The sequence below is a fragment of the Crocinitomicaceae bacterium genome (genome assembly GCA_016708105.1).
Classification (GTDB): Bacteria; Bacteroidota; Bacteroidia; order Flavobacteriales_D; family Crocinitomicaceae; genus JADJGJ01.
Genome location: JADJGJ010000006.1, coordinates 1 through 21,554 on the forward strand (window position 1 = coordinate 1; position 21,554 = coordinate 21,554).

Sequence of the window (21,554 nt, forward strand, 5' to 3'; positions counted from 1 at the left end):
AAATTTTATAACAAATCTTGGCATCCAGTTAAAGCCGGCTGACAGGTAAGTTCTAAGTAACCTTTACCTTATTTTAATATAAATGGCTATTACGTATATCCATTGTTTTTCATATAATTCATTAAAAATATTATTCAGTTGAACACCTAACTGATTTTTTTCAAATAATTTTAGCACCAGGTATGGCAAATTCAACATTTGACTGCAGATGGGCGCTCTAATAGGCCCGATCAGAATTCATGGTGATATCTAAAATATTGATGGTGTTTGACATCTACAACGTATTTCGCGGTGAAGGTAAAATCGCAAGAAACTTTATTGGAAGAGATATTCAACGCAACATAGCAGCTATTATTAAAGTTGGGTGAAAATGCAATATCTGTTTTGTACATAATGTAACAACACCTGACCACCGTTGTCATGATCTAAAAATACTCAGTGCGAGATGATGGAATTTTATTTGTTTATACTGTAAAGTACAATTTCCTGGCTTACGCTGAGATTATTTAAAATCATACTATCCGACTAGGGATTCAATGCAGGTGCGATAACACTAATCCACGTTGGTACGGGCGTAAGCGCCTGCATCATTGATATAGCTCCTGTTAATATCATTCGTTTTGATAATTCATGTAAATTGATTCAGGTACAGGTAAGCTGGAACGCTGAAACGTCGCGGACAATATCATACTGGGTTTTATTACTTTGGTCTAGAATCAGGTGCCCTTTATTTACAAAATCATCCCGCGCGGGTTCAGGTGCTTCTCCGAAGGCAAGTAAGCTGATTGACGATCATTGAAATCATACATGGGGCCCGTTTTGGTTTGATGAATTTTTGAATTCACCCACCGATCTGTCCCCAACAGTTCACCATTTAGCATGAGACCAAGCTTTCAAGTACATGATGATTTTGCTAAGAATTGTTTATCTGCGTCAAAGCCCCCGCTTTAATGCATGCGTTGGTTGCTAAATAAGACTGAGATCTGTTTTGTTTGACTCCCTTTCATAATAGCGCTCACGAATTTCACTCGTTTGCTGGCATATTCATTTTAAATAATTTCTCCAAAATGTTTTCCAAGATAATGGGTTGCCTTCTCCCCAGGTAAGTTTGGATACCTTTTCAAAAGGTTAACAAGTATAGAATTCAAAGAAAAACAGCGCCATAAAAGAAATGTTCCATCTCAACCCGCGTCGTCAGATGGAAATCAGTGGTTGAAATTGTATCGGTTGAACATTTTAACAGGATTCGGAAACCATAATCAGTCAAAGGTTTCACCACGTTAAATTGCCATGTGCTAATACTCTTTATATAATGACCTGCTAAATTGAAATTAATTTTTGAGTTAATGCTTTTTCAGAAAATGTAATTGATAATATTGCGTTTTCAGTAATCGTCTGCCAATTTTAAGCAAGTATTAATAATTGTATGTGCGGCGGCGTGAAAAGATTTATACTCTGAACTACGAATCAAGATATAAATGTCTCTTTGCAGTGTGTAATAATGAGCCGTTAGAGAATGTGTTTCCTTCTAATACTACTTCAGGTGTTCTCGTTCCATACCACACAAATTACATAATTTCTTTTGCTGCATAAAGCTTCGACCACGTGAGACCAGATTTTTTCCTAACCACGCAGATGAAGATCAAAAGGGCTTGCAGAGTTTTGAACTTGCTCTGTCAATATATCCATCAGATGAAATTCTAGACAATGGGGCACATCTGCTGTGAGCTAGTTATTCAATGACGCTATGAACCTACTTGTACATGTTTTAAAGTGTGTTGAATGATCCAAATGAGTCTGATATTTGCGCAAAGCTACGGATGCTTTCTCTACCTCGTTCGTTTTAATGATGATACTTTTACCAAATTTTACCGCACTGCATTTGATGATGTGCCAGCACCACGTTGAGATTTGAACATCTCAGCAGATGATGCAAAGTCAGGCATGTTCACCACTGCATGCCGTGTGATTGCGGCCTCGTTGCAGGCGTTAGTAGTGGTCACATTGGTTCGTGTTGGATCAACACCACGTATTCTGATTCCGATATACCCCACCGGACCCGCATCTGAAGTGAACAACGGTTGAGTGGCGTGAGATTGAATAAATAAGGCATATCCTGATACCGAAATTTTGTTGTTCAATTTTAGTACTCCAAGATTAATGTCCGATTGGTTAATTTTCACCTGCCAGAAGTGTTGTTGACACTACAACACTTCAGAAAAATAACAAAGCTGGTATCAAGTCAAAATCTACGGCTACCATCACACCTTTGATTTACAATGTATCGCGCAACAACTGGTATCCAAACACTTACGCACTTCAATAATGGCAATGCCACAAAGCTACATCTAGCAAAATTTCATAAAGTGCCGTCAGGTGTTGAAACTGTATACTGATACGTTTGATCAATCATAATTCTGGCGCCAGCGCAGCACTCATTTCGTTTGATTTTACCACTCAAGGAGTGGTTTATTACTTATGTGTTGAAACCGGAACGCCAATAATTGACATGATTTTATCAACCAGCATGATTCTTGTTTTCCATGTTAGAAACATTTTAACAAGAACAAGAGGGCTGGTTCACCGGAAATTAATAATAAAACCAACTTGTCACTTTCGCTTCGCGGGCATTATACAGATCGGGTCAATGGGTATAATCTCAGCCGCCAATTATGACCTTTCCATAGGAACGTAATAAAAGAAGACAAATAGTTTGTATTGGGAATCAACCTTTATCTTTAAGCAGAAATTTTTCATTTGATTTGATGAACATAGAAACAACAAGATGGCAGGAATTAAGAAATTTAGCCCCACTCCCACCACAAAAAAATAGATGGCCTGTTTTGTTGAAGCAAGATATTTCAGTTTTGTAAAACAAGATGACATGATTCACGCTGAGTTATCCGACAGTAAATGGAGAAAATTAAAATACAATATTAAAGAAAATTCAAAGGAGCAGGTAATTATCATGCGTTACCACTTACTTTCCAGGAACTGCTTATTCCAATCACATTGCCGCAACAGCAACCCTTGGTAACTTGCGCTTGGGTGTACCAACAATTGGGGATATCCGAGGTGATGAATTACACGCACAAAACAACGATACACTTCCGTGCTGCTTCAGAAAATATAAGATGCAATTTCACTTTGTTGCCCGACAAGCATAGCCAAAAGATACGATGAATTTTCATGCACAGCTCAAAGCTATTTTTTTAACATTAATATATTGTTCCTGAGAAAGGTGGCGCAAACAACGCCCGGTGCTGGGAGCTGTTCTGAAATAATGCATAGAAGCGCCTTTCACCCGGATTGCCACTTATACACCCGCAGCGGGTACAGGCACAACTGCTGCGGGTTTGCTGGAAGGTTCACTGAACAGTTGCATCATCAATACTGTGTCTGCACTGAAGGAAATTGAATTTCTATCTCATGATATTCAACGAAGAAGAATTCAAATCTATGTCCTATTGAATTTCCTGAAGCAAACTTAAGATTGAAGGATTTGAGATTGATCACAAAGATATGCATTTTGGAGGATACGGAAAGCACAATGCCACGTTGATTGCCAATATGAGAAATCACATTTACAGATGAGCACGGTATTCCGCCCAATCAGGTTTATGCGGCAAAATGGTCATTTTTATTTTGCGTGATTTACATGACGGATTTTCAAAAGCTAGCCGCGTGTATTATTACCCCGACGGATTTGAATGGGCTATTCCTATTGAACAACGGTTGGCAATAATAAATGCTCAACAGAATCCCGAAATTGGCGGCATGCAGCTGCTCTTCTGTTATCATCTTTCAAATAAGAAAATAGGCGTGAATTGCCATATCAAAAAGGTAGCAAACAACAGCAATGTAATATTGCGATGTTTTCCTCACAATGGGCCCATTTTGCCATCATTTTCATCTTTGAAAATGTAGTACAACAATTCCCTTTATTAATATTCGTCGAGTTAGATACATGCTGGATAAGAGCCAGTCAAAATTTTCTAGGATTTAAGAAATGGTAAGCTCTTTCAGGAATTTTTTGTTTCAAACGAATCAGCAAAAATTGGTCAGCAAATAAATAGCATAGAAGTCAGCACCATGTTTTACAAAATTCAGTTAGAGTCCATAATTTGTACACCATCTTCTTCTTGTTCACTTACTATGAACCACACCAAGCCAGTGAATGACTTTCCAAATATCACCTTCTTTCACAATAATACCCGCAATGTGAATATTCTTCTTCGGTATTTTGCATGATATGTGCTGAGAGCGGTCAGAGTACCGACGACACCTATTATATCCGCCTGGTTTTTGTTGCTGATAAATTGAATCCAGGTAAACTGGAGCGGGAGATATGTTTGTACTCCACCGCAGAAGTACTTGGTAAATCAAAGATGTCCAAACTAAGACTCACCTGAGGCCTGAGCAACTGCAAGGGACGAACAACGTAACAACAAATATTACAAAAAATAACGGGTATTCCCGGGCATCAGCTTCAATAATTGAATTTGGTAATAAATGAATTTCCAGCAAATGTAGGCAACAATATTCAGATGCATTTGCCTGATAAAACAAAATCCCGTCTCGGAAACCCGGACCCGGATTTTGAAAATGCTGGATTAAAGAGATGAATATTACATATCCATTCCAAGATCTTTCTGGTAGTTAGAAACTTTCCAAGCACCATCAACTTTTTAAGATCGTATTTGAAAGTCATTTCCATACCATCTCTTTTTCTTTGCAAGTACAGTTTGCAGTTTCACCTGACTCTGTGCACTCAGTAGAAACGATTTCAGTTGCATATGAACTTGTACATCCAGCATCGATTGATCCTTGTACGTTTTCTCTGATGCAGTTTCAACAGCCATTCCTTTGCTTCGTCACATTTTCCGTCAGCTAATGCTTTTACGAAAGATTCTGTAACGTCTTTTGGAGTTGAACCTCCACCGCAAGCAGTCAACAACAATCCTGCTACTGCTCCTACTAATAAAGTTCTTAATTTCATAACTTGGTTTTTCTTACTTAAATAATTAATTAATTAATGGTGCAAATATATACCAGATTTCTATAAAACAAAATTTTTTGTGATAAAAGATGTTTTTTGGCTGGTAAAGCGCCTACCTTTGCGCCTCCAAATACACTAAAATCAATGATTCAGTAAGTAATTTATCACTCATACGGTAAAAAGTTCTTTTTAGAGATGTCAATCTCAAATTTGTTCAGGGCAACCTGTTATGGTGTTATCGGAGCAATGGTGCCGGTAAATCTACTTTTCTGAAAATTCTGATTGGAGAAATTGAAGGCAATACCGGTCAGGTATTTTAGAACCCGGCAAACGCATGGCTGTTTTGAAACAGAATCACGAATTTGATAATTATACTGTTTTGAATACCGTAATGATGGGCCATAATGCGCTCTGGAAAATAATTTCTGAAAAGGATGCAATTTACGCAAAGCCTGATTTCAGTGAAGCAGATGGTTTGAGAGCATCAGAACTGGAAGCTGAATTTGCTGAGATGGACGGATGGAATGCTGAAACGGATGCACCGCTTCTGTTGAGTAATCTGGGTATTAAGGAAGATGTTCATTATACATTGATGCAGGATATTCCTTCTGATCTCAAAGTACGTGTTTTGCTTGCACAGGCTTTATTCGGTAATCCGGATATACTTGTACTCGATGAACCAACGAATGACCTGGACATTAAAACCATTTCATGGCTGGAAGATTTTCTTTTGGATTTTAAAAATACGGTGATTGTCGTTTCTCACGACCGTCACTTTCTGGACACTGTCTGTACGCATATCTGTGATATAGATTTCGGAAAAATCAATTTGTTTACCGGTAACTATATGTTCTGGTATCAGTCATCTCAGCTGGTGCTGAAACAACAGGGAGATAAAAACAAAAAACTGGAGAAAAGAGCTGCAGGAATTTATTGCCCGTTTCAGCGCCAATGCTTCTAAATCCAAACAGGCAACAAGCAGAAGAAAATTGCTTGACAAATTACCGATTGAAGAATTAAAAGCGTCCAGCAGAAAATATCCGGGTATCATTTATGAGCAGGAACGTGAAGCAGGTGATCAGATTCTGCACATTGAAAAACTGACCAAATCAGTGGATGGTGAAATGCTTTTCAAAGATTTCTACCTCAATGTCAACAAAGGAGATAAAATAGCTTTCATCTCAAAACAGTTGGCTATTAAATCTGTTTCAGGTTTTGATGAATGAGAAACAACCTGATACCGGTTCTGTTCAGTTATGGATCTACAATAAAGCCTACTTATTTACCCAATGATAACTCCATTACTTCAACAGTGAATTGACATTGGTTGAATGGCTGCGACAGTATGCGGTTACTGAGATGAGGAAAAGAAGAAGTATATCTGCGTGGATTTTTAGGTAGAATGCTTTTTTCAGGTGAAGAAGCACTCAAAAAAGTACGGGTATTGTCAGGAGGTGAAAAAGTAAGATGTATGATTTCACGCATGATGTTTGGAAAAGGGAATCTGCTTATACTGGATGAACCAACCAATCACTTGGACCTTGGATCAATCACAGCTTTCAATAATGCGCTGATTAAATTCCGGGAACTATCCTGTTTACATCCCATGACCACGAGTTTGTTCAAACCAAGTTGCCAAACCGCATTGTTGAATTGACTCCAACAGGATTCCCGGATAAACTCATGTCGTACGATGATTATCTGGCAGATGAAAAATTCAAATGCTAGCTGAAGAGATGCTTCATGATATAAATACATCTTTCTTGATGTCATTTTTCTAATTTCTGTGAGGTGGAAATTTTGACGTTTATCATGGATAGTAATTGCTGCACGACAATTAGCTGTTCCTTTGACTCAAGAACAAACTGGTATTAATACCGTTTTGAGTATTGCTTAGAATTGGTTTAAATAAATATCTTTGTCAAGATGAAAGCGCAATTAATTCAGATGCTAACCGATTTATGTCCATAGAGCCATGCGTACGGCGATGACGCCAAGAAAACAGCAAAAAAGATTGTTGGAGAAAATACAAGCGCAAGGAAAATTTTGGAGGTTGTCCAAAAAAATAGAACTACAAATCAACAGCTTGGGCAATCATTTCAGCGATGTCCATCACTTTGATCTCATTTTCTTAAGTATTGGAAATTTACTCACTCCATCAGTCATCATGGTATTGCCAGAATGGGGCATCCTGTTGCAATAAATTCTGATTTAGTTTCCAAGGCATCTTCAGTACGTTCCACGTTGATTTCTTTGTTGCCTTTTTCAAATTCTTTGAACATTTGCGCTCCGCCGGCACCGCAACACAAACCACGTTCACGACAGCGTTTCATCTCCACTAATTCTGCATCTAATTTTTAAGTACTTCCACGGGTGCTTCATACACCTCGTTAAGCGCGACCCAAATAACAAGGATCATGAAAAGTTATTTTTTTCCCTTTGAAGGTGCCTCCTCCCCTGAATAGTAATTTTACCTTGTTTGAATAAATCTTCAAGCAATTGTGTGTGATGAACTACCTCATAATGCCCACAACTCAGGATATTCATTTTCAAAGTATTAAAACAATGCGGACATGCCGTCACAATTTTTTTTAATTTCATAACCATTCAAAACTTGAATATTCATCATGGCCTGCATCTGAAATAAAACTCATTTCCCGCGTTTAGCAGGATCTCCGGTGCAAGATTCTTCAGTGCCCAACACCGCAAATTTAATATTGCAATGGTTCAGAATTTTTCACAATGGCTTTGGTAATTTTTTAGCTCTGTCATCAAAACTTCCGGCTTTAACTAACCCAAAATAAAATATCGGGTGTCTGACCTTCAGCCATCATTTGTGCCATTGTTTTTACTTCAACTTTACTCATAGCTTAATTCTTGTTTTGTTGATCAATACTATTTTTAAATACCTGAATTTTAGAATCTATTTCAATGAGATCTGTAATTTTCCTTCAAATCTGGTGGCTCTCACAATATGGTTATCAATCCAATGATAATTTCCTCCACGCGGTTTACCCATTAGCATTCCATGATATTTAAACCCGTGTTTCGCTAACCATTCTTCAGTTACTTTTCTATGCTCTTCAGTTCGTGATGTGAAAAAAGTTATGATATGCCCCTCATCAAACCATTTATTGCAAATTCGCAAAGCATCAGGATATGCCGCTGCAGTCACCATACGCTCCGGTTCTTCATTCGGAATATCATCTCCAATTGTTCCCGTCAATATCAATCAAGTAGTTTTTACAGTGCTCAGGCAAGCAGGGCGAAACCTTTGCGCCATCAACTGTTTTTCAATCAGTTTATTATCGTCAAGTTTTTTTCATAGCTGATTTTCATTCCTGTCTAATTACTCTTTCCAAACAATAAAAGGATAAACAAACGTGATTGTTTCATTTTTGACTTTCGATATTGCAGCACAATGTCAACCGTTTTAGAATTTTCTGCAATAACAGTAACCTGATATTTTTTGTTTTTATCATAAACTATCTGCACCCCTTTTCCTATGAGAGATACTACTTTGAAAGTTTATAGCTTGTTTGAATTTCAAATTTATTTGTTGTATTCGTCAACAAAGTATCTTTTATTGGTCAACAAAATAAAATCAATGCATGACTGCGCGCGAAAGAGAATTGAAAAATAAAAACTGTTATCGAGAAAAAAATTACTTTCATATTTACGCTTCGTTTGCCCAGTTAAATCTGTCGGCGGGAGAGAACTGCCAAGGCGCCTGATTATTTTCAATATTGGTTGCCATCCCTGCCAATTCAGCTGGCAATTTTGATTCTTCCATCACAGATATCTTCTCAAATCAATGATAATAGACAGCGGATCAATATTCACGGACACTCTTGCACATGCGTTACAACTAGTACAAACCCACACCGTCTTCGTCTGTGATATAATCTCCAAGTAAAAATTTTCCATCATGGAATTCAATGCCGTTTTTGTTTTGCCTTACCTAATTCTTCAACACGGTCACGCACATCCATCATGATTTTGCGTGGTGATAATTTTTTACCCGTGATATTTGCCGGACAAGATGAAGTGCATCTTCCACATTCAGTGCAGGTATAGGCGTTCATGATATTTACCCAGGTAAGATCAGTAACATCTTTTGCGCCAAAACGTTGAGGAGCCGCTTCAGTAGCCGGTTGCGCCGCATAAGGATCTGCAGACGGATCAAGCATCAATTTCACTTCACGGGTTACACTTTCCATGTTGGTTAATTTACCCTTCGGCAACAAATTTGAAAAATACGTGTTCGGAAATGCCCAGATGATATGAAGGTGTTTTGAAAAAGGCAAATAGTTCAAGAAAGCAAATACACCAACCACATGGAACCACCAAGCTGTTTGTTCAATTATATGCAGTGCATTATGATTCTCAGGTAAGAGGGGGTTTCAGATAACTGAAATTAAACCCACCTTGTACATCGGCGGCATTCATGATCAAAAGAGCACTCATCATCAATACTTCAGTGATGAGAATAATGTTACCGTCTTTAAACGCCCATCCTCTTAAATCAGGTCCCTGAAATCTTTTGACGGCTTTGAAATTTCGGCGCACTAAAAACACGATACATGCAAGTGCAACTGCTGCGGCAAGAATTTCAAAAAAGTTTACCATCACGAAATAAAAATTCCCCAACAAAGGTTGTAACACACGATGCGTACCTACAAATCCATCAATAAAATTTCAAGCATCTCCAAGATTGACCAATATAAATCCTGCGTAAACGATAATATGTAAAAGCAGCAAATGGTCGCGATGTCATTTTGATTGACCCAGCGCCACCCGAATCATGGTTCGCATGCGTTCACTTTTATTATCAGTTCGGTTTACGTCTTTTCCCAAACGTATATTGAACAAAATTTTGCGAACATTGATAGTAAAAAGAATTGCCGCTCCGATGAACAACAGAGCGAATATAATATTTGCAATACCCATGATGAAATGATTTAATTCTTAATGAGGTTGGCTCAACCAATCACGTAGTTTTTTCTCTTCTTCTGCGGTGAGTTGAACACCTTTTACTTTTCTGCCGAATAAGCTGAAATGAACATATTTATTTGGATTGGCCACCATATCATCCAGCAAATGTTGAACTGATTCATTGGTTGAAATCAATGCATTATACAAACTATCACTGTGTAATAAAGCACCAACAGTTCCTTCACCGGAGTTCACCATAGAGAGAACCCCATTCAGTTCAGTCAATGTAGTTTTGGTTTCAAGAATTACGGATTTAATATCAGAATCAGCAAGCGTGTCAGATATTGCAGAGATATTATCAATAGTATTAGAAATCTGATCAGATTTATCAGCTAGGTTGCCTGTAATATTATGTACATCATCCAAAATTTTACCAACCACTTCAGTTTCTTTTGAAATGAGCAAACTCAGATTATTTGCTAGTTCACTAAATGTTCAATAGCATCACGCACTTCGTATAAACTTTCATCAATAGTATAAGCAGCACTAGTATCCCAGAAGGCATTGACAGATACGATGATTCCTTCAACTGAGCCAATCAACTCTTCTGTTTTTTGTTTCAGGGGTAAAAGTTGTTCTTGAATTTGATCTTCAATAGACATGGTAATGTTAGAAATTATGGTATCACCATCTTGGTAATAATCATGCACAGCCATGAAATTGGTATCGAGTCTTAAATCAATAGATGCGGTTCCTAACAGATCAGTTGCCAACCAAGCTTCAGATGATTTAGAATTTGCAGCTCATCATCTTCAATAGAAAATTTAACAAGAATGAGCGTTGGATTATCAGGATGCAGACCCACTTCTTCAACTTGACCAATTTTAAAACCGCTGAGCTTAACTTCATTAGACTGTTTTAATCCGGCTGAGTTATTGAACACAGCGTAAAATTCACGGCTTTTCCAAAATAACGCCACCTTTCAAAAAGTTAACGCCAACAAAAGAAGCAGAAGTCCGAGTACCACTAGGAGCCCTACCTTAAATTCTTTTGAAACCCTCATGTTTTTAGGTTAACCGGTTTTCTTTGCGGGAACCGGCGTTGTTTTCTGTCTGCTAAATTAGTGTAAAAAACGTATTCCTTGCCAACAGGGCGAATTATTACCAACTAAAGATTAACACGCTGATTACCTTTTAGTGTGACAACAAATGCATATTCAAAACCAGCTGTACGCATTTCTTTTTTGAGCGCGTTGGCTGAATCAGCATCTCGAAAAGCACCCACTGTATATTTGTACAAACCCTTATCTTCATACATAAAAACGATCATACCTTTGAAGCGGGCATCCGTGAGTTCTAGTTTTGTTTGTGACGTTTCGATTTGTACTCGGTAAATAATTTCATCTGCTTTTACATCTGACTCAGTATTCCAAATTTTCTTTGTCCAAGGTAATTGTTGTATTCGTGGTTGTAGAATCTTTTCCGTTTCGGTCATTCCTGCCTCATAATAAACTTTATATTCTTTGAAGGCTTCAAAAATTGATTTTGCCATTTTCTCTTGACTAGCAGGATCAGCCAGAAATTTTCTTCGTCAGCATTGGTTAAAAAACCGGTTTCAATTAATACACTCGGCATGGTAGTGCGGTACAATACCAAAAATCCTGCTTGTCTCACACCACGGTCACTGCGACCAATTTTCACAAACTGTTCTTGTAATTTGGTCGCAAAACAATACTATGATCAAGAAAAACACTGAGTTGTAATTGTCTTGCAATGATGGCATCCGGTGTCATATCAAAATCTTTATACTTCTGTCCGCCATCTTCTTCCAATTCAATGGTTGCGTTTTCACGTTCTGCCACTTGTCGTTGTGCTTCAGTTTTGTGCAAACCAAGTACGTAGGTTTCAACACCAAAGGCAGTGGGGCCGCCTGCGTTAGCATGAATGCAAATAAAAAGATCGGCATTGTTGCGATTAGCAATTTGAGCACGCTCTTCTAATTCTACAAATACGTCAGTCTCTCTGGTAAAAATAACTTTTACTTTAGGGAATGCCTCTTTGATATACGCCCCTAGTTTAAGCGCAATGTCCAGTGTTACTGATTTTCATTGGTACTTGCTCCATGGCATCCCGGATCTTTACCTCCATGTCCGGCATCGATAACCACAGTGTTTAACCCGCAAGAGCATCCGTGGTTTGTGCAGACGAGGCTGCAGCAATTATCATCAGAAAACACAATATTATCTGACCTTTCAAGTTATGCAGTATTGAAATCATCTTTTATAAAATTGATAGATTTGCGTATAAATTATACTTCACCCTAACAAAGTTAAGACCAAAACGCAGGGTGATACAACGTGCCACATCCTTAGTTATCCATTCTGTTCTGTTGATAATCGGGACTTTGAGCACTACCCTGCTGTTTTCACAAGCACCATCATCAGGTGTTGAATACAGCGCCCGAGATTCCATTGTTGCTGACATACCTGCACAAATCATACGATTATATGGAGATGCCAATGTAACGTATGAAGATATTGTATTGCGCGCTGATTTCATTGAAATAGATCTTGTACATGGTGAAGTATTGGCCACTTTTACCTTGGATTCCGCCGGTGTACCTGTCGGTAAACCTACATTTACCATGGGTGCAGAAGAAAGCCATTGTGATTTATCAAGTATATAATTTCAACACAAAAAGGGTTACGTAAAAGAAATTAGAGGTCAGCAGGGAGAAGGCTATATCCACATGGCTGAATCAAAAATTCATCCTGACGAAACGGTACACCTGAAAGATGGAAAATTCACTACCTGTGATGCAGACACTCCTCACTACCACTTTCAATTAACGCGCCATGATAGTGCCTGATGAACAATTGTCACCGGACCGGTGTACATGAAATTATTCAAAGTACCAATGCCGCTTGCCGCACCTTTTGGATTTTCCTAATTCTGAATCTAAAAACATGGAATTATTATTCCGCGTATTGCCAATACTGATGCATACGGTTTTGGTTTACAAGATTTCGGATACTACATTCCGTTAGGTGATTATTGGGAAACGTATTTTTATGCAACACTTTTCACTACCGGAAGATTTGGTATTCAAAATATTTCAAACTACTACAAAAGTACAAATACAATGGAACGATAGGATTGAAATTTGAACAATTCAGAGGCAAATTTTATGATACCCTGGTTGCTGAAAAATGGACATTCAATTGGCGACACACCCAAGATGCCAAAGCGCACCCCAGCTTAAAATTTAGCGCAGACATCAATTTCAAATCAGACAACAACGGTAAAACCACGTTAGAAGCAATCAATCCAGAATATTTTGATAACCAGTTTAACTCAGCAATCAATATAACCAAAAGATGGAAAACAAATCAGTTCAGCGGAACCATGGGATTAAAAACATCATTGCAACAGAATTCACAATCAAAAAACTATATCATTGAACTACCTACCTACAATTTTTCTGTCAACATGTTTGATTTAGAGTGCTGCGCAAAATCCGATTGGAAAAAAATGGTATGAAAACATCAAAGTAACTTATGCTCTCAACGCAAAAATTACATTGCTGCCCCTGATAGTATTTTCAACGCAGGACAATTCTATTTGGTGAATGATTATGTATTAAATGGGGTACAACACGCCACCACAGTGCAGTCAAACATGCGTCTTTTGGCGGAAGAATGATGTTAACACCTAGTGTGAACTACGCTGAAATATGGAATTTTCAATACGAGAAAAATACGTGGAATCCGGGATCTGAAAAAATTGATACCGTTTCATTTGAGGGATTTAAATCATCAAGAACCCTCTCATTCAATGCAGGCTTAAATACTAACTTTTACGGTTATTATAAAATGCTTGGAAAAAGAGAAATGAAATTCAGGCATGTGGCTTCACCAAATCTTAGTTTTAGTTTCAGGCCTGATATTGGTTTGTATGAAGAGATTCAATATGACACTTTAGGTAACACAAAATATTATTCGCCTTTTCAAACCAGTTTATACAGAGAGCAAGGATTTGGTCAATCAGGAATTATTTCATTCGGCCTTGCTAACACATTAGAAATGAAAATGCTTGACAAAAAAGATTCTATCAATGAAACATTCAAATCATTCAAACTGGTTGATGCATTTTCAATCAACGGGTCTTATGATATTTTCAGAGACTCTTTTAATTTATCTAATTTTGCTTTTGCATTCAGAACTGCAAAATTTTTGAATGTATTCAGTTTTCAGAGCGCTGCTGCTTTTAAGTCCATATGCGTTTAACACATTCAGCGGAAAAGATTTAACTGCATACGCATGGCAAAATGGACAAGGCTTAGGCCGATTTAAAACAGCCACTGCAACAGTGAATGCAAATTTCACCAGTGCAACCGGTAGTAAAAAACAAAAACAATCAGGTGAAACAAGTTCAAATGACACAAACCCCAAAGAGAGCAAACCAGATTTTGAATTGCCTTGGCAGTTGAATTTGTCTTATAATTTTAAATATTCCCGTTTATCCATGCTGTCAGGCGGTATTTTAACGGATACTCTTGAACTCATTCAAACCATTCGCGCAGACGGCGATTTCAGCATCAATAAAAAATGGAAGTTTGATTTTGGAATCAGTTTTGATTTGCAAGCAAAAGGAGACGACCCGTTAATTCCAACCTATGATTTTGGTATTTGGCGTGACCTACATTGCTGGGAAGCCAGTCTTTATAGTTTCAATATGGTGCTTGGGAAGATCATCAGGTGAATTTTTTATTCAGAGTCAACATCAAAGCTTCCATGTTTCAGGATATTAAGTTGGAGTACAACAAGCCGCCATTCTTTTTCTAAACATAATCTAGAGTAGCTTCTTTTTTCTTTTGTACTAGTTTTTTCAATACAAAGCCTGAGAGAATTGAAAGGATAACAAAACTTAAAAAAAAGTACATTCCAATCAGTGTGCTGGCTCCGGTATCAATACCTTCATTCATGTTTGTGAAAGAAAATACGGCTAAAAACATGGCTGAAATAAATACATCTGCCATACTCCATTTTCCTAAATAAACAATTGCCGGCGTTAACTTATGAGATGATTTAGAATGAGGATTCATGAAAATAATCATAGATGAAAATAACTTAACTAATGGAAAAACAATGGAGAATAATATGACACAAATTGCTACTAGAAAATTACCTCCGGTGTAAAGTAATTTGATCAGTTGTAAAACAGATTTATTTTGATACAAATAATAGATGCGACCTTCAAAAACCTGATTGAGTTCATAATGATATCCACCCAAGTCTAACTCACCCAAAAGGAATTTCATTAGTGTTTACATCAAGCGGAATGTCAAAAGCTAAATCAGCATTGTACGCTTCAATTTCAAGAAAAGGAGATTGTAAACCAAGATATAAAAATGAGAGCGCTGAGAAAACCATCACTAAACCATATATCTGAAGTTTGTGATCACGCTTGCGGTAATAAAGCAAATTAGCACAAGTAAACAATAAAACTACGCCACCTAAAATATAACCGTAAATACACGCTTTTCTTGTAATAATATGACGCTGATATTTCAAGAGCTCTCCACGTCTCTACCTTTTCTTGCCCAATAGTATTAAAGGCACCCACTCCCAGGCATTCATTAGGCGATTCTCAAAATTCAACTCCTTGGATATTTCACTTTTCTTATCATGATATTTAGATAAATTTTCAGAGATACTAAAGGTGAAATAAACCACAATGCTAAACAAAATGATGAATGAAACAAAGAGAAATGTAAATTTTTTCATGTCTGACTTATTATTGATTATGTCAATATGAGTTAGCAATAGCGGCATTGACAAACAACCATCACACCCACTAAGGTATAAAAAAAGACCATGGTGCAAACAATCATGCATCAAAGCAAGTTAAGTTATGTATACACTGCACCAATAAAAGATGATGGTTATCAAACACATCCTGTTTATCAATTCAAATCAAAAGGACATTTATTGATGATCGTAAAACGTAAATTTATCACATGGAAATTCTGAATGTAAAAAATCTAACCTTGTCGTACGGAACAAAAAAATAATCAACAAGGTCAGCTTTTCATTAACTGCGGGTGAAATCATAGTAATACTTGGAGCAAGCGGAGACGGCAAAACCACCTTGATGAAAGCACTCGCAGGTTACTGCCTGTTCAATCAGGTGAAATACGTTACAAAGATCAACACCTGAAAGACGCCTTGCACAAATTAGTTCCGGGGCACCATGAAATCAAACTCGTCAATCAAGATTTTGCCTTAGATAAATACCATACAGTAGAAGAAAATGTGCGACTAAAACTAAGCCGATTTGATGAATCATATCGCATACTTCGTATAGATACTTTACTCAAACTAACCGGACTCAACACGTATCACAATTTAAAAGCAGATGACCTTTCAGGTGGTCAACAACAGCGACTAGCCATTGCCCGTGCGCTTGCCGATGAACCCGAATTACTTTTGCTCGATGAACCATTTAATCAACTTGATTTTCAAAACAAACAAAAAATTGAACAGCACGTCCGCAGCTATTTGAGAAAAATAACATGAGCGCAATTCTAGTAACCCACAACGGTATTGAGGCTATGGAATGGGCAGATAGAATAATCTTTATTCGCAAAGGAAAAATAAGACGCATTGACAAACCTTCTGATTTTTTTAATCACCCAACAAATAAAACTGAGGCTGAATTTTTTGGTGAACTCAATCACATAAAAAATGAGAAAGAAGAATTTTATTTCAGGCCGGGAATTTTCAGCGAGGTAAAAAATAAAATTTGTACAAAAAAAATTCAGGTCAGCCTGAAATCTACTCTTGATTTAGGTTGGTATAAAGAATATACATTTATCTCGTCAAACAGGCGAGTTAAAATATTTTCTCAGCATGATGTATCCGGCGTTAAACACCTCTACATTCAGCCAATTCAATTTGTTGATTAATATTTCAGAATATTTTTATATCTTTGACGAGTAATTCATCTTGATATGATTGGAGATAATCTGAAATTATTGCGTAAACGCAGAGGCGTATCGCAAGAAGAAATAGCCACAGAACTAGGACTAACGCGTTCCACATACAGTGGATATGAAAATGGAATAGCAGAGCCCAGCATTGAAACACTGATTAAAATATCAGCATATTATGACATGTCTTTTAGACAAGTTTGTTAAGCGAGATTTAAAGCAGAATATCAGAAAAAGACTGGGATAAAATAGAACGCGGAATTGATGTTGACATTGAAGGAAAACATTTACGCATTATTGCAACATCCGTTGATCGTGACAATAATGACAACATTGAATTGATTTCAGAAAAGCACGCGCAGGTTACACTGCCGGTTATGCTGATCCTGAATACATCAGTGTATTGCCTACATTTCAGCTGCCATTTCTTAAAAGACGAAAGTACAGAACCTTTCCAATCAAAGGAGATTCAATGCCCCGGTATCAGACGGAAGTTTTGTCATTGCTGAATATGTTGAGAATTGGAACAATATAAAGACGGCTATCCATATATCGTAATAACCGAAGATGATGGAATTGTTTTTAAGGTTTTGTATAAAAGACTTGAAGACAATCAGAGTTTTTCAATTATGTAGTACCAATCCACTTTATTCACCCTATGAAGTGCACGCAACTAAAATTCTGGAAATTTGGAAATTTGTCAACTACATCTCGTCTGACATGCCGGTTTCTGCATTCAAGAAAGTGAACTCACGCGCCATTCTGGATTTGCAAGCTGAAGTAAAGCATCTCAAGAATATTTATATTCGAAAAGATAAAACAAACAAAGAGCATTCAAGAATGCCCTTTCTCCAAGTTTGGTTTTTGCTATCCAACTGTTCTTTCCTCAGGTGGGTACTGCAAACCACCCAAGAATTTCCAAACTAAACTTCGGCTGAAAAAACTACTAAACAACCGTTTATTCTAAAATCTTAGCCCAATTTACGACTGTTTTAATCGGTTCCAACCGTTTTAAATGAATTGAGGGTATCCCTCAGCAAGCCAAACTTTGAGTTTTATTCATAACAACCTGACCAAATTGTTGTTATTGCCTATTGCACCCGTTTCAAACTCACTTAATCAGGTCACGGTTTGAAACTGTCCATTTATGAAGTGTATTACTTCCTCTGTAGAGATTTAATTTTACAGATACGACTTCGGTAATTTTCTCTGATTTTTCAGTCACAAAAAGTAATTCGGCAATTTCTTTTGAACTTTTAGTTTCAGAAACCAATCTGGGCGTATTCAATTCAGCTTTTGTCAATGAAGAAAGAGCCTCACGAATGGCTCCCATTTTTGAGTAAAATTTCGGCGATTGTCTAAAAATGTAGAAGTTTTTACTGACAAAATCGATTTTTAATACATTTTCAATGCAGTCCACTGATTTCCAGAGACGAATCTTCTTTGAGAATAAGAACCTTTGGCACCACGATCAAAAGCTTCATTAAAAAAGTTCATCAATGTGCATGGTGAGAATAACAGGCTTTACCTGAAGCTGTTGTTCTTGAATAAAATCAAGCACATCAATTCCCGATTTTTCAGGCATATCAATATCCAAAACACCAATATCAACACATTTTCAGACAGCGTATTTGTAAAGCTGCATTCCCATCTACCGCTTCAAAATTTCACAGTCTGAATGGAATCGCTGATCAAGCAGCAAGACCTTTACGAAAAATCAGGTGATCATCTACAAGCAACAGTCTAACCAAAATGCTATTTTAATTCTATTTTTTCATTACTGCTTTAAAACCTTTTTAGGCTTTCCAAATTTAATTGTTCCATGGAGGTAATTCAAAATTTTGTTGTATACTTCTTAATCCAACAGAAGAATCACTTGATTTCCATTTTTCTTTATCAAATCCTTTACCATTATCTTGATAAATTATGGTAAAGCTCATTATCATCCAGAATGGCTTCAATTTTAAGCTGAGTTACCTCTGAATGTTTGATTGTATTAGTGGTTAATTCCACAATTATTCTATAAATACGCAAACTTTGATGCGAGTTCAGTTTGCAATTTATCCAAATCTTCAACTCAGTGGTGATAAATAATCAGAGGTATTTCAACTTCAGTCAATCTGTTTTCAATGGCTTTTTAAACCCAGCCGTTTGAGTTCAGGCGGAATCAATGATCTAGATATAAGCGCGGAATTTCTTCAATCAAATCACTAAAGTTTTGATCAATTTGTGAGTGATCATTCATTACTGTCAGTTCCTTTGTTGACTTTATTTTAAGTATGATCAAACTTTGTCCAATACCATCATGCAAATCGCGAGCAATGCGTCCTCTCTCCTCTTCCAATTTATTGACGATGGTATGAGAAAATTCTCGTTCACTTTTTTGTTTCTGCCGATAATAGTAAATGAGAATAGCAGACAAAATCAAAACAAACACAGCAATTATAAAAAATAAACGTTGCCTGAACTGCGCCATATCCAGTTCTTGTTGTTTGAGTTGCAATACTAATTTGTTGCGTTCTCTCAGTTGCTGATTTCTCTTTTTAAGAATTAAATTGAAGTTGCATTTCTTCTCTTTCCCCGGTAATAGCGCGTTTCTTCAACTGAATCTTGGAGAGATTTAAAATCTTTACTCGGAAATCAAATGCCAACTGCGTATTACCCATTGCCTCATACAATGAAGATTTCAGTTGTAAATATAAGCAAGTCTGATATTGGAGTGAGAAGAAAGCTCAGCATACGCCAGGCTTGAATCAAGCAGAGAAAGAGCCTCACTCTCAAACGTTGTTGCTCAGTGTAGACCTGAACTTTGCCTAAATAGATAGGAGAAACAGCATGAACATCCGTTTAGCTTTAGCAATGATGAGTGCTTGTTGGTATGAAATCTGCTCTGAAATAATTTTCTTTGGCTTCGAAGCAAGCCCAGCTAGATTAGTAAGAGAAGACAACTCCAAATCCTGAATCCACGATCTTCTCCAATTTTAAACAATAATAAAACTCTGCCTCCACCTTAGCGGGGGAATGAGTCATGCTCCATGTAATAATATCCAGATTTTCACGCGGGTGACATTCCAATGTATCATTTTCAAGTCTTTAGAAATACTCCAACCCTCTCCTTAAGTCGGTGTAAGCCGAATCTTTCGAAAGCCAGACTCCAGCTTAAGCAGACCGAGATTATTGAGCTGAAATGCCTCTCCAAATTTAGGATTGCCGGATTGAGAAAGCTGATAAAGCCAGGTGTGACAAAGCAGACTTTCTCCGCTGCTTCCTCCGTACGGCTATAGAAAAGTCAAGACCATTCAAACTATATATCATGTTGATGGTTGTTTCTAATCAACGACAACTTAAAAATTTCTTCCATTTGTCTTGCCAGTTCAGGGCTGATTTTTCATATTCATCACAAAGACACGTCTCACTTTTGCGAGTGATTTCAATGCGGCTTATTGCAATCTGATTCACCAATCAAAGCAGCTGATCAAAATAATACTGCCACTGCACTGTCTTTGCACTCAGATAAAATGATATGACCCTTGTAGAACGTAAAAAACTCGGTAAAGCACTATCACTTTGCCGTTGAAATTTTCAGTAACTGATTATATCCTTCAGTGAAATGCCGTGGATCACTGCGCAATTGTTCATTCAGCTGTTCAAGTTCAGCAAAATGAGCTTGAGCCTCATCTGTTCGCTATAAATCTGAGGCGCGACCAAAGTTACTCAGCTGGAGAGCAGCAATAAAATTAATGCTAAGCCGGTTTTACTCCGTTTCAAGGTTAGTGGGTTTGTAGAAAATTACTTCTTTTTGTCAGCCTGAAAAAAAGTTTTTAACAGCATAAACTTTCTTCAAAGAGATCCTTTTCTTCAAAACTTTATAAACACAGGCTTTAATAGAGTTTTGAACAGATTATTTTTCATGTTGATAAATACCAGTGTGCAGGTGACTGAGGCGACCGTCTTATCAAAGAAGTATATTTGTCTTTCAAAAAAAAAAAGATATCACTAACGTTCACATTATCTCAAGTTCTGCATTGCCAAAATTTACAGGCGTAATGACGAACATAAGTAGCACTAATTCATTGCCTATTCTTGACAATTTCTTGTTTGAACTGAGCAAGGAGACTTACGATATCTGCATCAGATATGGAGAACACGATGAAAACAACCGTAGACCCTAGTGAAGCTAAACAAGATGGTAAAATTGCTGTTCCCCATAAAACTATTGATTGATACATTGAAAAATTTCTCTGATCAGCCCGCAGCGTTTTGATGACCGCTACGTTTGGAATTGAAATTTCATCAGACTACGGAAAATATAAACTAGTTGGGCAAAACGGAGATGACTTTCCAAAATCACCCGAATTGAAAAATGCGGCCAACTGTTGGTAAAAGGTAGATTGATTGCAAAGCAATTGAAAAGAAGCGAAGTGTTTGCAACCGGAAATGATAGATTGCGCCCGGTAATGAGTGGGGTGCTTTGCCAAGTTCTCACCTGAAAAATTAGTTTGTTTGCAACAGATGCACAAACTGGTAAAATGTTCACGCACTGATGGTAGCGCATCTGCACATGCTGATTTTGTTTTACCTAAAACATAACATCTTGAAGTCAAATGTTGCCGGGGCTGAAGAAGTAGAA

Annotated in this window: 19 protein-coding genes and 5 pseudogenes; 11 read left to right on the plus strand and 13 right to left on the minus strand. The window is 37.3% G+C overall.

The features are described from left to right. Positions 1-1,868 precede the first annotated feature (1,868 nt). Positions 1,869-2,183, minus strand: a complete 315-nt coding sequence (locus IPH66_17990) for a hypothetical protein (GenBank protein ID MBK7131228.1) — start codon at positions 2,181-2,183, stop codon at positions 1,869-1,871. 3,040 nt (positions 2,184-5,223) lie between these two features. Between IPH66_17990 and IPH66_17995 the strand changes: the two are divergent. Then, a pseudogene (locus tag IPH66_17995) lies at positions 5,224-6,727 on the plus strand (ATP-binding cassette domain-containing protein). A 403-nt stretch (positions 6,728-7,130) separates the two neighbouring features. Here IPH66_17995 and IPH66_18000 read toward each other — a convergent pair. The 7 genes and pseudogenes from IPH66_18000 to IPH66_18030 all read right to left on the minus strand — a co-directional run bounded on the left by IPH66_18000 (position 7,131) and on the right by IPH66_18030 (position 12,210). Continuing rightward, positions 7,131-7,866 (minus strand): annotated as a pseudogene (locus IPH66_18000) ((Fe-S)-binding protein). 3 nt (positions 7,867-7,869) lie between these two features. Continuing rightward, positions 7,870-8,259, minus strand: a pseudogene (locus IPH66_18005) (phosphoheptose isomerase). A 416-nt stretch (positions 8,260-8,675) separates the two neighbouring features. After that, a pseudogene (locus tag IPH66_18010) lies at positions 8,676-9,949 on the minus strand (4Fe-4S dicluster domain-containing protein). An 18-nt stretch (positions 9,950-9,967) separates the two neighbouring features. Continuing rightward, on the minus strand, positions 9,968-10,399 hold the full coding sequence (locus IPH66_18015; GenBank protein ID MBK7131229.1) for a hypothetical protein: 432 nt from the start codon (positions 10,397-10,399) through the stop codon (positions 9,968-9,970). A 14-nt stretch (positions 10,400-10,413) separates the two neighbouring features. Continuing rightward, entirely contained in the window at positions 10,414-10,707 is a 294-nt protein-coding gene (locus IPH66_18020; GenBank protein MBK7131230.1) for a hypothetical protein, read from the minus strand. Continuing rightward, complete coding sequence (locus IPH66_18025) at positions 10,689-10,913, minus strand: MCE family protein (GenBank protein ID MBK7131231.1); 225 nt, start codon at positions 10,911-10,913, stop codon at positions 10,689-10,691. Before IPH66_18025 ends, IPH66_18020 begins: the two co-directional genes overlap by 19 nt. A gap of 533 nt (positions 10,914-11,446) precedes the next feature. Next, positions 11,447-12,210: pseudogene (locus tag IPH66_18030) on the minus strand (N-acetylmuramoyl-L-alanine amidase). A 127-nt stretch (positions 12,211-12,337) separates the two neighbouring features. Here IPH66_18030 and IPH66_18035 point away from each other — a divergent pair. The 4 genes from IPH66_18035 (at position 12,338) to IPH66_18050 (ending at position 14,694) form a co-directional block, all read left to right on the plus strand. Then, positions 12,338-12,619: a hypothetical protein gene (locus IPH66_18035; GenBank protein ID MBK7131232.1), complete on the plus strand. Its 282-nt coding sequence runs from the start codon at positions 12,338-12,340 to the stop codon at positions 12,617-12,619. A 470-nt stretch (positions 12,620-13,089) separates the two neighbouring features. After that, positions 13,090-13,473, plus strand: coding sequence for a hypothetical protein (locus IPH66_18040; protein ID MBK7131233.1), 384 nt, complete (start codon positions 13,090-13,092; stop codon positions 13,471-13,473). A gap of 176 nt (positions 13,474-13,649) precedes the next feature. Beyond that, entirely contained in the window at positions 13,650-14,219 is a 570-nt protein-coding gene (locus IPH66_18045; GenBank protein ID MBK7131234.1) for a hypothetical protein, read from the plus strand. Further along, on the plus strand, positions 14,170-14,694 hold the full coding sequence (locus IPH66_18050; protein MBK7131235.1) for a hypothetical protein: 525 nt from the start codon (positions 14,170-14,172) through the stop codon (positions 14,692-14,694). Before IPH66_18045 ends, IPH66_18050 begins: the two co-directional genes overlap by 50 nt. 79 nt (positions 14,695-14,773) lie before the next feature. Here IPH66_18050 and IPH66_18055 read toward each other — a convergent pair whose 3' ends face one another. Next, positions 14,774-15,253, minus strand: coding sequence for a paraquat-inducible protein A (locus IPH66_18055; GenBank protein ID MBK7131236.1), 480 nt, complete (start codon positions 15,251-15,253; stop codon positions 14,774-14,776). Beyond that, positions 15,234-15,506 (minus strand): hypothetical protein, encoded by a 273-nt coding sequence (locus tag IPH66_18060; GenBank protein MBK7131237.1) that lies wholly within the window; start codon positions 15,504-15,506, stop codon positions 15,234-15,236. Before IPH66_18060 ends, IPH66_18055 begins: the two co-directional genes overlap by 20 nt. A 303-nt stretch (positions 15,507-15,809) precedes the next feature. On the opposite strand from IPH66_18060, the gene IPH66_18065 reads away from it, so the two are divergent. The 6 genes from IPH66_18065 (at position 15,810) to IPH66_18090 (ending at position 17,851) form a co-directional block, all read left to right on the plus strand. Next, entirely contained in the window at positions 15,810-15,965 is a 156-nt protein-coding gene (locus IPH66_18065; protein MBK7131238.1) for a hypothetical protein, read from the plus strand. A gap of 37 nt (positions 15,966-16,002) precedes the next feature. Beyond that, the gene (locus tag IPH66_18070; protein MBK7131239.1) at positions 16,003-16,152 is read left to right on the plus strand and encodes an ATP-binding cassette domain-containing protein; all 150 of its coding nucleotides are present in this window, start codon (positions 16,003-16,005) and stop codon (positions 16,150-16,152) included. After that, positions 16,107-16,511 carry an ATP-binding cassette domain-containing protein gene (locus tag IPH66_18075; protein ID MBK7131240.1) on the plus strand — a complete coding sequence of 135 codons (405 nt, stop codon included), beginning with the start codon at positions 16,107-16,109 and terminating at the stop codon, positions 16,509-16,511. Before IPH66_18070 ends, IPH66_18075 begins: the two co-directional genes overlap by 46 nt. Continuing rightward, positions 16,508-16,900 (plus strand): hypothetical protein, encoded by a 393-nt coding sequence (locus tag IPH66_18080; protein ID MBK7131241.1) that lies wholly within the window; start codon positions 16,508-16,510, stop codon positions 16,898-16,900. The genes IPH66_18075 and IPH66_18080 overlap by 4 nt, the downstream gene beginning before the upstream one ends. Before the next feature lie 45 nt (positions 16,901-16,945). Next, on the plus strand, positions 16,946-17,131 hold the full coding sequence (locus tag IPH66_18085) for a helix-turn-helix transcriptional regulator (GenBank protein MBK7131242.1): 186 nt from the start codon (positions 16,946-16,948) through the stop codon (positions 17,129-17,131). A gap of 396 nt (positions 17,132-17,527) precedes the next feature. Further along, positions 17,528-17,851: a hypothetical protein gene (locus tag IPH66_18090; GenBank protein ID MBK7131243.1), complete on the plus strand. Its 324-nt coding sequence runs from the start codon at positions 17,528-17,530 to the stop codon at positions 17,849-17,851. A gap of 184 nt (positions 17,852-18,035) precedes the next feature. Here IPH66_18090 and IPH66_18095 read toward each other — a convergent pair whose 3' ends face one another. The 3 genes from IPH66_18095 to IPH66_18105 all read right to left on the minus strand — a co-directional run bounded on the left by IPH66_18095 (position 18,036) and on the right by IPH66_18105 (position 19,427). Next, complete coding sequence (locus IPH66_18095) at positions 18,036-18,257, minus strand: response regulator transcription factor (protein ID MBK7131244.1); 222 nt, start codon at positions 18,255-18,257, stop codon at positions 18,036-18,038. A gap of 150 nt (positions 18,258-18,407) precedes the next feature. Beyond that, the gene (locus IPH66_18100; GenBank protein ID MBK7131245.1) at positions 18,408-18,509 is read right to left on the minus strand and encodes a response regulator transcription factor; all 102 of its coding nucleotides are present in this window, start codon (positions 18,507-18,509) and stop codon (positions 18,408-18,410) included. A gap of 582 nt (positions 18,510-19,091) precedes the next feature. After that, positions 19,092-19,427: a hypothetical protein gene (locus tag IPH66_18105; GenBank protein MBK7131246.1), complete on the minus strand. Its 336-nt coding sequence runs from the start codon at positions 19,425-19,427 to the stop codon at positions 19,092-19,094. Positions 19,428-21,554: the final 2,127 nt, after the last annotated feature.